Raw genomic sequence first — 13,595 nt, forward strand, 5'->3', positions numbered from 1 at the left:
TAAAAATCATGGAAAACGGTAAAAATCCATCAACAAAACAAAAAAAGCCCAAGCCTTATCATACACATGCGCTTGTTAGTTATGTTTCTGATTTTGAGGCGGGGTATAATGTCCGTCCAAAATACACTGATGCCATCAGTTTATTAAACAGTTCAAAAAAAGGGCTGGATGCAAAAACGGCTCTCGATTTTTTATCACTATCGGGTTTTACCCAGGATGAATTCCAGGAAACATTTAAAACCACGGTTAAAACTATTCAAAACCATGTTAACCGCGATTTAAAACTGGATGCTGCCTTAAGCGAAAAGCTACTTAAATCCTTTGCATTATTTGATACCGGCATAGACATATTCGGATCGGGGCAGGCATTTCATCAGTGGCTTAATACACCTGCGTATGGCCTTGGCAACAGGCTACCTTTTGATATCATGGATACGATAACAGGCATCCAGCTCATCGAAGAAGAACTGATTCGTATACAATTTGGCGATCTGGCTTAAAAGATGCTGGTATACCGTATTGCACTTGCCAAATATTCTGGTAAACTGATAGCCTCGGGCAGGGCAGCCCGTTGGAACCCTAATGATGTAGAGGTGATATATACCGCATCGTCACGATCATTAGCCTGCCTTGAAAACGTTGTTCACCGCAACCAGATAGGCCTAACCATGGCCTTTAATGTCATGACCATTAAGATCCCTGATAATATCAATATAAGTAACATCAAGATCACCGACTTGCCTCCCGATTGGCGAGACTTTAACCAAATGCCTTTGACCCAAAGCATTGGCGAAAAATGGATCATAGAAAAAAAATCGGCTATTTTAGCTGTACCCTCCTCCATTATCGACGAAGAAATAAACTACCTCCTTAATCCCGGACATGATGATTTCAAAAAAATAAAGCTGGTTACAACAATGCCGTTCGCATTTGATCAAAGAATAAAACAATAAAAAAGCGATGGATCAACTCCATCGCTTTTTTTAAGTGAGTAATGCCAGCGGCATTCCTTAAAACGCCCTTGCCGGTTGTGGCTTAGGCAAAGCCTTACGTGGTATCATCTCTGCACGTTGCGAAGTATTATATACAAACGATGCAATAATGGTGGCTGCTTGTTTTAAATCATCTTCAATTAACCTGTCATAAGTATCCTGGTTACTGTGGTGGGTGCGTGAACCGTAATCAATGGCATCCTGGATAAACTGGAAGCCCGGAATACCAACGGCATCAAACGACTGATGATCTGTACCGCCGGTGTTGCTGATGGTTACAGTTGCAGCGCCAAGGTCTTTAAACGGCTCAAGCCAGCTTTTAAATATTGGCCCGGCTGCCGAGTCGCCTTGTAAATAGATGCCCCTTATTTTACCTGTACCATTGTCAAGGTTATAGTATGCCGAAAGTTTGGCTTGCTCCGGCTTCAGTTCCATCGTTTTAGGATCGCCGAAATGGTTCAGCACATACCCGCGTGAGCCAAACAAACCTTGTTCTTCAGAGCTCCAAAGTGCTATCCTGATAGTACGTTTTGGTTTAAAACCGATGGTTTTCAATATACGCATAGCCTCCAGCATTACTGCGCTGCCGGCAGCGTTATCAGTAGCACCTGTTGCTGCATGCCATGAATCAAGATGGCCGCCAAGCATAACTACCTGGTCTTTTAATTTTTTATCGGTACCCGGTATTTCACCAACTACGTCATAACCTTGCATATCATCGGTAAAAAACTGCGTTTTAATATCAGCTTCCAATTGTACCGGCTTACCCGCGTTTACCAGGCGTAAAATACGCTGATAATCTTCACTGCTGGTTTCCAGCTCTGGCGCTACGGCTTTAGCGGTATCGGCATATGAAGCGCCATTGGTTGTAAATACGGTACCATCTGTTCCGCGCGCCTGAGTCAGCACCAAAGCAACTTTCTCTTCCTTTAAAAATGTACCCAATGATGCTCTGAAGGCGCGTAATTTACGCATTGCAGCAAACTGAGCTGAGTTTGGATCAACGGGAGTGCGCGGGCGGGCGGGGGCCATTGTCGCCTTTTCCATAGTAGCCAGTTCCTCATCGGTATAACGGGCAGCATCAGATTTGAAGGTACGCTCGGTAAGTGGTTTGGTATCAAATATTACAATTTTGCCTTGCAGCTTACCTTTATAATGGTCAAGCTGGGCAGCCGAATCTGCTTTTATAACCATTACATCGCCTTTGATCAATCCGCCGGTGCCAGGGGTCCATGCTTTAGGGATAGCTATAATAGCATGGTAGTAAGGAACGGTAATAGCTGCATAATTTTTTTGAACTTCCCAGCCTTTGCCAAACTTGCCCCATGGTTCTAATTTAGCGTTTGCCATTCCCCATGTTTTCAATTGCTCAACGGCCCAGTTCTGCGCCCGTTTTAATCCGGGAGAATTAGCCAACCGGGGACCAGATACATCGGTTAGGTAAAAAGCGGTTTCCATCACTTTGGAGTGATTTAAACCCTCTTCCCTTATTTTTTGGACCATTGCCGGGTCAACTGTTTCTTGTGCAAACAGCTGAGCACCTATGCCTGCAGATAAGAGGCATGAAAAAAGTAATTTTAGTTTCATAGTTAATTAAATAATGAGATCAGTCAGTAAACAAACCTATTTATTAATCAGCATAAAACCATAACTGTGGCTTAACAAATTTGTTACATGTAAAATTTTTTGCGGTATATTTGAACTATGAGCGATTTTAGATTAGACCGGACTGCTTTTAAAGCCCAGACAGCTAAAGAAGCCGCCGACCAAACAGCGTATTATAAACAGCTTACCTGGCAGGAAAGACTACGCATAGCAAACTACTTGAATAGCGTTGCTTATAATTATCCGGAGAATAATCCTCCAAGAATGGACAAAACCGTGTTCAGTATCAGGACGAGGGGAAAATAGATGGGTAATATTTTCAATCAGGATTTCAGAGATTTTATTGACCAACTTAATAAGAATGACGTTAAGTATGTGCTGATTGGTGGGTATTCTGTCATTTTGCACGGGCACCCGCGAACTACCGGTGACATGGATATTTTGGTTGCAAAAACAGTTGACAATTATAGAAAGCTAAGAACCGCATTTTTGCATTTCGGTATGCCCGTTTTTGATATGACGGAGGAGAAATTTTTAAATGAAAATATAGAGGTTTTTACATTTGGCAGACCTCCGGCGTCTATTGATGTAATGACATCTGCACTGGGGGTTGACTTTGATTCTTGTTATAATAGCGCTATCTATTTTGAAGAAGATGGTTTACTTGTCAGAACTATTCATTTGAATGACCTTATTAATGCTAAAAAGGCATCGGGCAGATATAAGGACCTTGACGATTTAGATAACTTAACCAAAAACCTTTAATTAAGCGTTCCACCCACAAAAAGCATACGGTTTTATACTAATAACATGTCCTGGAAAACGCTACAATTCAGCATCCAGAATAACAATGGCAACAGACATATCGAGCTGAAATTAATTGATTAGCAATTTATACCCCCGGCCATGCACATTAATGATCTCCACATTGGGATCATCCTTTAAGTACTTACGGATTTTGCTTAGAAATACATCCATGCTGCGGCCATTAAAGTAATTATCATCATGCCAGATGTTGAGCAGGGCTTCTTCGCGGGTAAGCACCTCGTTTTTGCGCATACACAGCAGGCGAAGCAGTTCGGCTTCTTTGGTTGATAATTTTTGATTCGATTCGCCTATGGTGATGATCTGCGAGGTGTAATCAAATGAATAGCGACCTATTTTGAAGCTGGTTTGTTTTTCTTCTTCAGATTTTTCGGTGCCGCTGGTGCGCTTAAGCAGGGCGTTAATACGCAGCAACAGCTCTTCAATACGGAACGGTTTGGTTATATAATCATCGCCGCCAAGGTTAAATGCCTGTGTTTTATCTTCTATCATACTTTTTGCAGTAGCAAAAATGATAGGCACATTAGGATTTATCTTCCTGATATCCTTACCTAATGTAAAGCCGTCCTTTTTGGGCATCATCACATCAAGTATCAGCAAATCATAAACCTGCTTGGTAAAGGCCCGTAAACCTTCTTCCCCGTCCTTGCACAAAACAACATCGAACTTACCTTTTAGCTGCAGGTAATCCTGTAACAGCAAACCCAAATTGGCATCATCTTCAACCAGTAATATTTTCTTCATGTTTTTTTGTCCTGAACTCCGGCAGATCCGAAAACCGGGAAGCTTATATATCGTTATTACTTACTTATGTGCAACTCTATTTTTAGTCTTTTTAGATCGAACCCCTTACGCCACTGCGAATTTCAACTCAAACTCTGATCCCTTTTCCTTTTCAGATCTTACGCTTATGGTACCGTTTAAGCGCTTAACTATGGTGTTAACGTAGCTTAGGCCCAATCCAAAACCTTTTACATCATGAATGTTCCCTGTTGGAATGCGGTAAAACTGCTCAAATATTTTTGCCTGCTGATCGCGGTTCATTCCTATCCCCTTATCCGCAACCTTAATAACTACCTGTCCGCCCCTGGTAAATGTACTGATGGTAATTTCGGGTTTATCGTTACTGTATTTAATGGCGTTATCTATGAGGTTATATAGCACATTTGAAAAATGGAGTTCATCGGCTATAATTACCGCGTGCTCCGCATCAAGCTCAAGCGTTGTTTTGGCGTTGCACTTATGCAGTTTAAGTGCCATGCTATCCAATACCACGGCTATCATATCGTTTACATCAAGGGGTTTCTTATCAAGCTTAAAGTCGTTTTTTTCAATGCGGGCGATATTTAATACCCGTTCTATATGACTACCTAAACGTTCGTTCTCCTCAAAAATTATGTTTGCCAGGCGTGCTACACGGCTTTGGTCGTTTGTAATTTCGGTATCTCTTAAAGCCTCGCTGGCAATCATGATGGTTGATACGGGGGTTTTAAATTCATGGGTCATATTATTGATAAAATCAATTTTCATTTCAGACACCTTTTTCTGTTTCAGGATGGAGAAAATGGTGTATCCGAAACAAAATATCAGCACAATAAGCAACCCGCCGGTTGTACCCATGGTGGCCGTCATTTTACCTAATATGAGCGAGTTTTTTTGTGGAAAAGATAGCTTGATCATGCCGGGATCATTGATCACATCTTTACTAAAAATAGGGGTTTGGTAAGTGTTAGCGGCAATAAATTCCGGCTTGCCACCTTGCAAATCGTTAGCCTTTGAAAATATGAGCGAATCATTACTGGTGGTAACCTCATAGCTAAAGGGCAAATTAATTCCTTTATTATGTAATTCAAACCTGAGCAGGGTATCTATCCAGAAGGGGCTTAAGCGCTTATTTAAAGGCTGGCCAGAATTGCGGTAATCTTCGGCCAGGTTTTCAATTACGCTTGTTTTATTACTGTTTAAATTTTGCAGGGAATCAGTCACCAGCATTTTTTTAATCTGGGCAAACTGCCTTTCCTTTTGCTTGCGCTGCTGCTCACGCACCCAAAGCGGGTTAAGTTTTGGTATCTGGATCAATTGTTTCCCAATCATCGGATCCTGGTAAAAATACCGCAGGGTATCATACTTATGCAGCTTTTTGGGGATTCTAAATTTAGTGATACGCGTTCTTACAGCTTGCGGGGTAAGCCTAACGTGTACAACGCCCAACTCATCTGTTTGCTCCTCAACCAGGAAATCAACCGTACCCTCCTGCATCAATAAATTACTGAGCTCATCGTCCAGCTTTTTATGCATGATCATGCGCTCCAGGCTGTCTCTTAAAAGCGCTATTTTCCTTTGCTTATACGTTTGTTTCTTTTTTGTTTTAGCGGTGTATGGCCTGTTTGTACTGCTTTTAACAACTTTTACTCCCGCTTCATCAATAGCTATTACTTTATCCTGGGCTTTTGCGTTTAAAAAGTTATTGGCATCCTGCTTGGTTACTTTTGATACCACATTATTAAGGGCCTCGTTAACAGAACGATCAAACAGCTCGGATTGCATCTGGTACGATTGCCTTAAAAAGTACAATTGCATGGCCATTACGCCCAAAAGCGCAAGTCCCATTAATCCAATAATCAATCCAATACTTCGTTTCTTCATGTGTTAACAAACAAAATTATTTTAAATAACCCAACAAAACAGGCATTTAACAAAATTTAACAATTGTTAATATACAATAACGATTTGAAAAATAGCGTATTGCTGCTGACTTTACAGCATAAAAAAAGCCCCTTTTATGAAAGGAGCTTTTAAATATCTAATGAGCCTGCTGCTTAAAATGGCAGATCGTCATCATCGCTTGATGAGCTGATATCAGCTGATGGCGCGGCATATTCTGGGGTTGAGGCGGCGCCTGCACCAGATAAAACGTTAATTTTCCACAACTGCAATGAGTTGAAATAGCTTTTCTTACCTGATTTATCAGTCCATGGACGGCCTTTCAGGTTAAAGAAAACTTCAACGTCGTCACCAATCTTCACGTTGTCCATTAAAGCGCAACGGTCCTGTATGGCTTCAAACTTTAAATATTCGGGATACTGAGGATTCTCAACATACTCAATTATCAGTTCACGCTTTTTTAGTGACTCTGTTACCTGCTGTGTTGGTGACACCTCATGTACTTTACCTTTAACTTCCATAATCTTAAAAAATTTAAAATGTAAAGTTAATAGTTAGGAAATTAAAATAGGGGGTTTTTAATTCATAAATTCGCAAAATATTATGCAAGTTTTCCACAACGAGAGTAAAATAATAATTACCTGTAATAAAAGGTTATCGAGCTACCTTCAACAGGAAGTAGAAGAATTGGGCTTTACGCCAACCCGCGTTTTTCAAACAGGGGTCGAGCTTAAAGGTACCATAACGGATACTATCGCGCTAAATTTAAATCTGCGCTGCGCAAGCCAGGTGCTTTACCTTATAAAAAGCTTTAAAGCCGATGACCCTAAGCAGCTATATGATGAGCTGGTAACTATTGAATGGGAAAAGCTGATAGACTTCAGCGGCTATTTTTCAGTAACATCAAACGTTAATAATGAGCATATACTTACGCCATTGTTTGCCAATGTGAAAGTGAAAGATGCCATTGTAGACAGGATTAAGGAAGTTAAAGGCGTGCGCCCGAACTCTGGTTCTGAGGCCAATAAAACGTTGGTTCACCTTTACTGGCAGGATAGCGATGCCGATATTTTCATGGATACATCGGGCGAAACACTGGCCAAGCACAGCTATCGTAAAATACCGGGTAAGGCCCCAATGCTGGAGGCTTTGGCAACATCAACCATTCTGGCCACCAATTGGGACAGGAAGAGCACTTTCATCAATCCCATGTGCGGCTCCGGTACGCTGGCCATTGAAGCGGCACTGCTGGCTACCGATAAACATCCTGGTTTATTTAGGATGAACTATGGCTTTATGCACATTATGGGCTATGACGAAAACGTGTTTTTTGTAGAGCGCCGTAAATTAAAAGATAAGGCAAAAAAGGAAACCGGCTTTAAAATTATAGCTACAGATATATCTGAAGATGCCATTGATATCGCCCAAAAAAATGCTAAAACTGCCGGGGTAGAACATTTAATTGACTTTGCTGTTTGTGATTTTGAAGATACCGAAGTACCAGAGGATGGTGGCGTGATAATGTTTAACCCGGAATATGGTGAGCGTTTAGGTGTACACAGCAAACTGGAGATCACCTATAAAAGAATGGGCGATTTTCTGAAAAAGAAATGCGGCGGATACCGCGGATATGTTTTCACGGGCAACGCCGACCTTGCAAAAAAGATAGGTTTGCGCCCATCAAGAAGGATTGAATTTTATAATGGCAAGCTGGATTGCCGTTTATTTGAGTATGAGCTGTATGAAGGCAGCAAACGAGAACCAAAAGAAGAATAAATGAAAAAGATCATATTAATTGCAGTAGCCGTTTTATTTTCAGTTTACAGTATGGCCCAAACGGAGCTTGCCTTCCCTTTCCAGGGAGGGGCTCCTGTAATGAGCACTTTTTTTCAGGATAGCCTTAAAGTATCGCCAGAAATAGTTAGCAAGAAAGCTACAGGAACAGCTGTATTTAAATTTACTGCTGATGAAAAGGGAACTATTAAAAGAATAGTGATTTATTACGCTGATGATTATATTTTGACGGCTCCGATTATTGAAGCCCTCAAAAAATCAAATCATAAATGGATCATTCCCGATCATGAAAAATCACATGATTTTGTATTGCCGTTTTCAATAGGCTTTACTCCGCCCGCGGTGGCAAGTAAAGCTTTAGAGAAGCACGTGTATGATTTTTACACCCATCGCAAGCCTATTTTATCGACTAACCAGGTGCCTATGGATAATGCCACCCTGTTGCCTACTATAGTTATCAATTACGATTTAGGTAAATAATAAATTACCCGAATAGGTTGCTGCTTAAATACCTGTCGCCGCGATCACAGCAGATAAAAACAATGATGCCTTCTTTTAATTCGGAGGCTAATTTTATTGCTGCCGATAAAGCGCCGCCACTGCTCATACCGGCAAATACACCTTCAACTTTAGTCAGTTTACGGGCCATTTGGGTAGCATCTTCTTCAGATATATCCATCACCCTGTCAACCCTTGAAGCATCAAATATTTTGGGCAGGTAAGCAGGCGGCCACCTGCGGATGCCGGGGATAGAAGAGCCTTCGGTAGGCTGGCAGCCTACTATCTGGATACCAGGATTTTTTTCTTTAAGAAACATAGAACAGCCCATAATGGTGCCGGTTGTACCCATGGCACTTACAAAATGGGTTATTTTCCCTTCGGTATCCCGCCATATCTCCGGACCGGTGGTTTTAATATGAGCGCCATAGTTATCGGGATTCCCAAACTGGTTCACCAAAAAAAATTCACCGGTAGCTGCTTTTTCTTCGGCGTAATCACGGCAAAGTTCTATCCCTTCCAGCAAAGTTACTTTGGCGCCAAAAGCTTCCATGGTAAGCGTACGTTCGCGGGTAGAGTTTGATGGCATAACCAGCTCAATCTCCAGATCAAATAAACAGGCTATCATGGCCAGGGCAATGCCTGTGTTGCCGCTGGTGGCTTCAATAAGTTTTGTGCCGGGTTTAATATCGCCACGTTCAATGGCACTGCGAATCATATTAAGCGATGCACGATCCTTTACACTGCCACCTGGATTATTACCTTCCAGCTTAGCAAATATTTGTACGTTGGGGTTAGGATTTAGCTTTTTTATTTCAACCATAGGCGTATTGCCTATCAGATCAATCAGTGCCGCCATAATATGTTTTCTTTAAGTATAGACTGTAAATGAAATTCATTTATTGAAAACAAAATTAGCAGGAATATTTAAATAGCAGCTAAAAGCTGAATGCACAAAGCAGAAAGCCCATGAATTGACTTTTAAATTACTTTTTCATCCCCCGTGAATTACTTATCAAGCGCCTGCTGTATGTGCATTTGCAGGTCAGTAACCCGTTGCTGACTAATGTTATCATTAACAATAATAATATAACCCAGGTTTTTCCCCGGATAAAACAGGCACATGGTATTAAAACCAATACCCGTATGCCCGTCATGATAAATAATCTTTGTACCCTTATAATCAGTGTCCATCATCCAGCCCAAACAAACACCGGTATCATCAGCGTTTTTCCAGGTAGGTTGATGAGTTAGTTTTATTGCGGGATCCTGCTCTTCCAGATTAGCCTTTAAATATTTAAGCATATCATTAATGGTTGAGTTCATGCTTGGCCCGTTATAGTAATCGGCCAGGTTAAGGTATGGCTGTGGCTTGTTGTTACCATCGTAACCCTGTGCAAAACGGTCAAAAAGCGACGCGGATACCTGGGTCTTAGTATCCTGCATATGCAGATGCGTTTTTAGATAATGTGTCACGAGTTGCTCATATGGCTCGTGATAGATTCGCTCCAACAGCAAGATCAACACCATCATGCCGTTGCCATTATACCTAAATTTTGCGCCGGGGATGGTATCGGGATTTAGGCTATGCAAATCCTTCAGCAAGCTATCGGCTTTGTAAACGCTATAAAAATCAACCTGCTCCGCAAGGCTTAATTTCCTGAGGCTATCTTTTACCGCTTTTGGAAAAATATGAGCATTGCCCGGCAAGCCGGATGTATGATTAGCCAGGTTAATAAGCCTGATGGGGTGCCCTTTGTATTGGAGATTGGGATAACTGCCCGGCAGGTATTTCCTGATATCATCATTAAGGTTGGCCTTCTTTTCAATAACAGCCTCTGCAAGCATGATAGTTACAAAGGTTTTGGCAACCGAACCGAGGTTATAAAAATTATCTGCAGTGGGGAGTTTACCTGTTTCCTTTTTTACTTCGCCGTAATTGTACGTGTATGCTTTACCATCTTTGTAAATACCTATAGATATCCCAACAGTGTTGGGCGTATCCATATAAATTCGTGCTCCCTTATCAACCGCGGAGTCGAGTTTACTTTTAAGCTGATTATCGCTTAATAAAGGTTTTGTGTTTTGCGCGTTTACACTTGAGCATACAAAACACAAGTACAGCATGGCAGATATGGTAAGTGACTTCATTTATACAGATAGTAAGGATATATTATTATCTGCAAATTGAAAAAATTTGGCATCTTATAATTACACAAGCTGGCAGGCTGCGGTAAACTCCCGGTGAAAATGTAATAAATATCGGTGAAATTATTTTTTCTCGCCAAAAATACGCCTGCTTAGCTTTTTAAGTATGCGAATATTTGGTGTATGATATACTCTTGAGTTTGCAGGCAGGCTTTTGGTGAGCCAAACGTTACCGCCAATAATACTATTACTACCAATTACCGTTTCGCCGCCCAGGATAGTAGCGCCGGAGTATATAACAACATTATCCTCCACCGTAGGGTGCCGTTTGGTGAAAGCCATACTTTTATCAACGCTTAAAGCGCCAAGTGTAACTCCCTGGTATAATTTTACATGCGAGCCAATATTACAGCTTTCGCCAATTACAATACCGGTACCATGATCTATATAAAAATACTCGCCGATAACTGCTGCAGGGTGAATATCAATACCGGTTTTGGAGTGACCATACTCGGTTAATATCCTTGGGATCAAGGGAACATCGCTCACATATAAACGGTGCGCAAGCCGGTAAAGCGAAATGGCAAAAAAACCCGGATAGGTACGGATAACCTCAAACTCACTGCGTGCAGCCGGGTCTCCATTAAATATCGCCTGGATATCTGTATTGAGAACCTGGTAAAGTTGCGGTAGTTGTTCAAAAAAATCTGCTGCCCGCTTCTTGTTATCACATTCGGCGCAGGCTTTTGTTGCTTCCATAAGGCTGTACAATTCTGCCTCCAGTAACACAAATTCCGCCTTCAGCTCATCAACTGTAGCAAACATCTTAGCGGTTTGCTCGGGGTATAATAAATGAATAACCCGTAGCGCCCACCTGGTAATTTCCTTATTTGAAGGCACATACTCAAGATTTTGCTGCTTGTCAAAAATCTGCTTGTAAAATTCCTGGCTCATGTTTTATGAATGGGTTGCTTATGATAAACAACTATTTGCACTGCAAGTTTATGCAAAAGAATGTTGTTTACAAGTAAAAAAGGCTACTTAATTGGTGGATATAATAATACAGGAATACTTTTCGTACCGAATTTGTAACAATTATTATATAATGTTCTAAACCATTCAAATTATTCCAAGTCTTTGGTTTTGGTATAGCTAATACCCTATATTTACGGTAACCAATTACTAAAACGAAAAACAATGACTTCCAGACGCTCATTCCTCAAAACTTCGGCTCTATTATCGGCCGGACTTTTAGCAGCACCCCATTTATTTGCATATGACAAAAAACTTATAGGCCTGCAATTATATACCGTACGCGATGCTATGGCAAAAGATCCCGCTGCAGCGTTGGCCAAAGTAGCCAAATTAGGTTTTAACTCTGTTGAGGGTGCTACGTACACCGGTACCGAATTATTTTATGGCATGAATGCCAAAGGCTTTTCAAGTCTGTTAAACCAGGAAGGCCTCATTATGCCAAGCGCACATTATCGCCTTGGTGAAGAACAGGTTAATGGTGCATCGCAAATGGGCACAATTTTAAACGATTGGAAAAAAGCTGTTGATGATGCTGCCGCAGTAGGTGTTAAATACATGGTATGTGCTTATTTATCGCAGGCTGAGCGCGGAAACCTGGAACATTACAAAACTGTTGCCGGCATGCTGGATGTTGCCGGCCAAACATGCAAGCAAGCAGGGATACAACTTTGCTATCACAACCACGATTTTGAATTTATACAGGAAGATGGCAAATACCCTTACGAAACACTATTGGCCAATACTGATCCAGACCTGGTAAAAATGGAAATGGACTTGTACTGGATTACCAAAGCCGGTCAGGATCCAATTGCATTGTTCAATAAATATCCGGGCCGCTTCCCGCTGCTGCATATGAAGGATATGGATAAAACGCCAGAAAAGAAATTCACCGAAGTAGGTAATGGTATTATCGACTTTAAAAAGATCCTGGCACAATCAAAAAAAGCAGGCATGAAATACTTTTTTGTTGAACAGGATGTATGCCCGGGCGATCCGTTTGATAGCATTGCGCAAAGTATCTCCTATATCAAAAAGAACCTGGTATAAAATATTAGATCGAAGAAAAAGCCAGACCAAAAGACGTCTGGCTTTTTTTGTAAGCCCGAAACTATAGCTTAAACTTTCCTGAAGGTTTCACCCCTTGAACAAATTCCTTTTTATAATTCTGATTGGCTTTTATTAATTGATATGCATCATCGCTAAGCCGTTCTTTGCTAAAACTATATTGAGCAAAGAGTTGAGGGTATTTTAAATCACTGGATTGATAAGCAACTAATTCGCCTTTTTGGAAACTCATAATTTGCTGGTTTTTCCCTCCTGTTCCCGTATATATAAAATAGCTAAGGTCAAAATAAAAAAAGTATTTAGCCAGATTTTTAAAGCTTTCATTAAAATTAATAATCACGTTACTTCCTGATATTGTTATACCGCTTTGTTGCATACCACGAACAGCCACCCTATCTTTTGATTGCCGGGGATTATCTAAAAACAGAGCTACTAAAGAGGTAAAATACCCAGCATTCTTAGCTTCATCTACCATGTCTTTAAATGACTCATCGTTAAAGACAGTTTCCAATATAATATCTTTCTTTTGTTGGATAGCCTGACGAAAAATCTCCTTTGTCCGACCCTTATAAACATCCGTCATAATAACCTCAAATCCGGAAAGTTCATTGAGTCTTGTGCGAATAAAGGTTGACTTGCCAGCAGCATTACAACCGGATACAAAAATGAGTTCCGGAACTTTCATTAATTATTTAGCTGTTTAACAACATGATCCTTTATACGTAAAGGCATATCATTTTCATCTGTTATAACCTCAATGGTAACTAAAAATTTATCCCCATTAGGAAGTTCTTTACGCCAATAGCCTCCATCTTCTTCAAACTGCGCATAGAATGGATTACCCAATTCAAAGGCGCGCTGGCGACCGAGCTCATGCATATTATCCATGTTCTCTAAAAGCCGATCCACTACATGAGTTGTGTTCATTGTTAGGTATTTAAATTCAAATATAAAAAATGATAACCATTC

General features: G+C 40.9%; 16 protein-coding genes. 7 read left to right on the top strand and 9 right to left on the bottom strand.

Annotated features, from left to right (window positions below; all coding sequences use genetic code 11):
* The first annotated feature begins 8 nt into the window (after positions 1 to 8).
* Positions 9 to 500, top strand: a complete 492-nt coding sequence (gene parS / locus AC1DYB_RS07255) for a type II RES/Xre toxin-antitoxin system antitoxin (RefSeq protein WP_477433621.1) — start codon at positions 9 to 11, stop codon at positions 498 to 500.
* A 3-nt stretch (positions 501 to 503) separates the two neighbouring features.
* Positions 504 to 953, top strand: coding sequence for an RES family NAD+ phosphorylase (locus tag AC1DYB_RS07260; RefSeq protein WP_477433623.1), 450 nt, complete (start codon positions 504 to 506; stop codon positions 951 to 953).
* 57 nt (positions 954 to 1,010) lie between these two features.
* Here the strand turns inward: AC1DYB_RS07260 and AC1DYB_RS07265 are convergent, their stop codons facing one another.
* Positions 1,011 to 2,579, bottom strand: a complete 1,569-nt coding sequence (locus AC1DYB_RS07265; protein ID WP_477433625.1) for a M28 family metallopeptidase — start codon at positions 2,577 to 2,579, stop codon at positions 1,011 to 1,013.
* Positions 2,580 to 2,696: 117 nt separating this feature from the next.
* On the opposite strand from AC1DYB_RS07265, the gene AC1DYB_RS07270 reads away from it, so the two are divergent.
* Complete coding sequence (locus AC1DYB_RS07270; protein ID WP_477433627.1) at positions 2,697 to 2,903, top strand: hypothetical protein; 207 nt, start codon at positions 2,697 to 2,699, stop codon at positions 2,901 to 2,903.
* A complete protein-coding gene (locus tag AC1DYB_RS07275; RefSeq protein WP_477433629.1) occupies positions 2,904 to 3,362 on the top strand; it encodes a DUF6036 family nucleotidyltransferase in 459 nt (152 codons plus the stop codon).
* Positions 3,363 to 3,473: 111 nt separating this feature from the next.
* Here the strand turns inward: AC1DYB_RS07275 and AC1DYB_RS07280 are convergent, their stop codons facing one another.
* The 3 genes from AC1DYB_RS07280 to AC1DYB_RS07290 all read right to left on the bottom strand — a co-directional run bounded on the left by AC1DYB_RS07280 (position 3,474) and on the right by AC1DYB_RS07290 (position 6,607).
* A complete protein-coding gene (locus AC1DYB_RS07280; RefSeq protein ID WP_295721874.1) occupies positions 3,474 to 4,166 on the bottom strand; it encodes a response regulator transcription factor in 693 nt (230 codons plus the stop codon).
* A 105-nt stretch (positions 4,167 to 4,271) separates the two neighbouring features.
* Positions 4,272 to 6,068, bottom strand: a complete 1,797-nt coding sequence (locus tag AC1DYB_RS07285; protein ID WP_477433632.1) for a sensor histidine kinase — start codon at positions 6,066 to 6,068, stop codon at positions 4,272 to 4,274.
* Between the two features lie 173 nt (positions 6,069 to 6,241).
* Positions 6,242 to 6,607 (bottom strand): DUF3127 domain-containing protein, encoded by a 366-nt coding sequence (locus AC1DYB_RS07290; RefSeq protein WP_295721878.1) that lies wholly within the window; start codon positions 6,605 to 6,607, stop codon positions 6,242 to 6,244.
* Positions 6,608 to 6,689: 82 nt separating this feature from the next.
* On the opposite strand from AC1DYB_RS07290, the gene AC1DYB_RS07295 reads away from it, so the two are divergent.
* Positions 6,690 to 7,862 (top strand): THUMP domain-containing class I SAM-dependent RNA methyltransferase, encoded by a 1,173-nt coding sequence (locus AC1DYB_RS07295; RefSeq protein WP_477433634.1) that lies wholly within the window; start codon positions 6,690 to 6,692, stop codon positions 7,860 to 7,862.
* Positions 7,863 to 8,360 (top strand): hypothetical protein, encoded by a 498-nt coding sequence (locus AC1DYB_RS07300; RefSeq protein WP_477433636.1) that lies wholly within the window; start codon positions 7,863 to 7,865, stop codon positions 8,358 to 8,360. It begins immediately after the preceding gene.
* A 4-nt stretch (positions 8,361 to 8,364) separates the two neighbouring features.
* On the opposite strand, the gene cysM is transcribed toward AC1DYB_RS07300, so the two are convergent.
* The 3 genes from cysM to epsC form a co-directional block, all read right to left on the bottom strand.
* A complete protein-coding gene (cysM, locus tag AC1DYB_RS07305; protein WP_477433638.1) occupies positions 8,365 to 9,237 on the bottom strand; it encodes a cysteine synthase CysM in 873 nt (290 codons plus the stop codon).
* Between the two features lie 149 nt (positions 9,238 to 9,386).
* Positions 9,387 to 10,529 (bottom strand): serine hydrolase domain-containing protein, encoded by a 1,143-nt coding sequence (locus AC1DYB_RS07310; RefSeq protein WP_477433640.1) that lies wholly within the window; start codon positions 10,527 to 10,529, stop codon positions 9,387 to 9,389.
* 120 nt (positions 10,530 to 10,649) lie between these two features.
* Positions 10,650 to 11,480 (bottom strand): serine O-acetyltransferase EpsC, encoded by an 831-nt coding sequence (gene epsC, locus AC1DYB_RS07315; RefSeq protein WP_295721888.1) that lies wholly within the window; start codon positions 11,478 to 11,480, stop codon positions 10,650 to 10,652.
* Between the two features lie 243 nt (positions 11,481 to 11,723).
* Here epsC and AC1DYB_RS07320 point away from each other — a divergent pair, with 243 nt between their 5' ends.
* Positions 11,724 to 12,608, top strand: coding sequence for a sugar phosphate isomerase/epimerase family protein (locus AC1DYB_RS07320; RefSeq protein WP_477391122.1), 885 nt, complete (start codon positions 11,724 to 11,726; stop codon positions 12,606 to 12,608).
* 61 nt (positions 12,609 to 12,669) lie between these two features.
* Here the strand turns inward: AC1DYB_RS07320 and AC1DYB_RS07325 are convergent, their stop codons facing one another.
* Both AC1DYB_RS07325 and AC1DYB_RS07330 read right to left on the bottom strand, forming a co-directional pair.
* Complete coding sequence (locus AC1DYB_RS07325) at positions 12,670 to 13,311, bottom strand: zeta toxin family protein (protein ID WP_477433642.1); 642 nt, start codon at positions 13,309 to 13,311, stop codon at positions 12,670 to 12,672.
* Positions 13,311 to 13,553, bottom strand: a complete 243-nt coding sequence (locus AC1DYB_RS07330; protein WP_295721894.1) for a hypothetical protein — start codon at positions 13,551 to 13,553, stop codon at positions 13,311 to 13,313. Before AC1DYB_RS07330 ends, AC1DYB_RS07325 begins: the two co-directional genes overlap by 1 nt.
* Positions 13,554 to 13,595: the final 42 nt, after the last annotated feature.

The organism is Mucilaginibacter sp. P2_A4 (genome assembly GCF_056405015.1).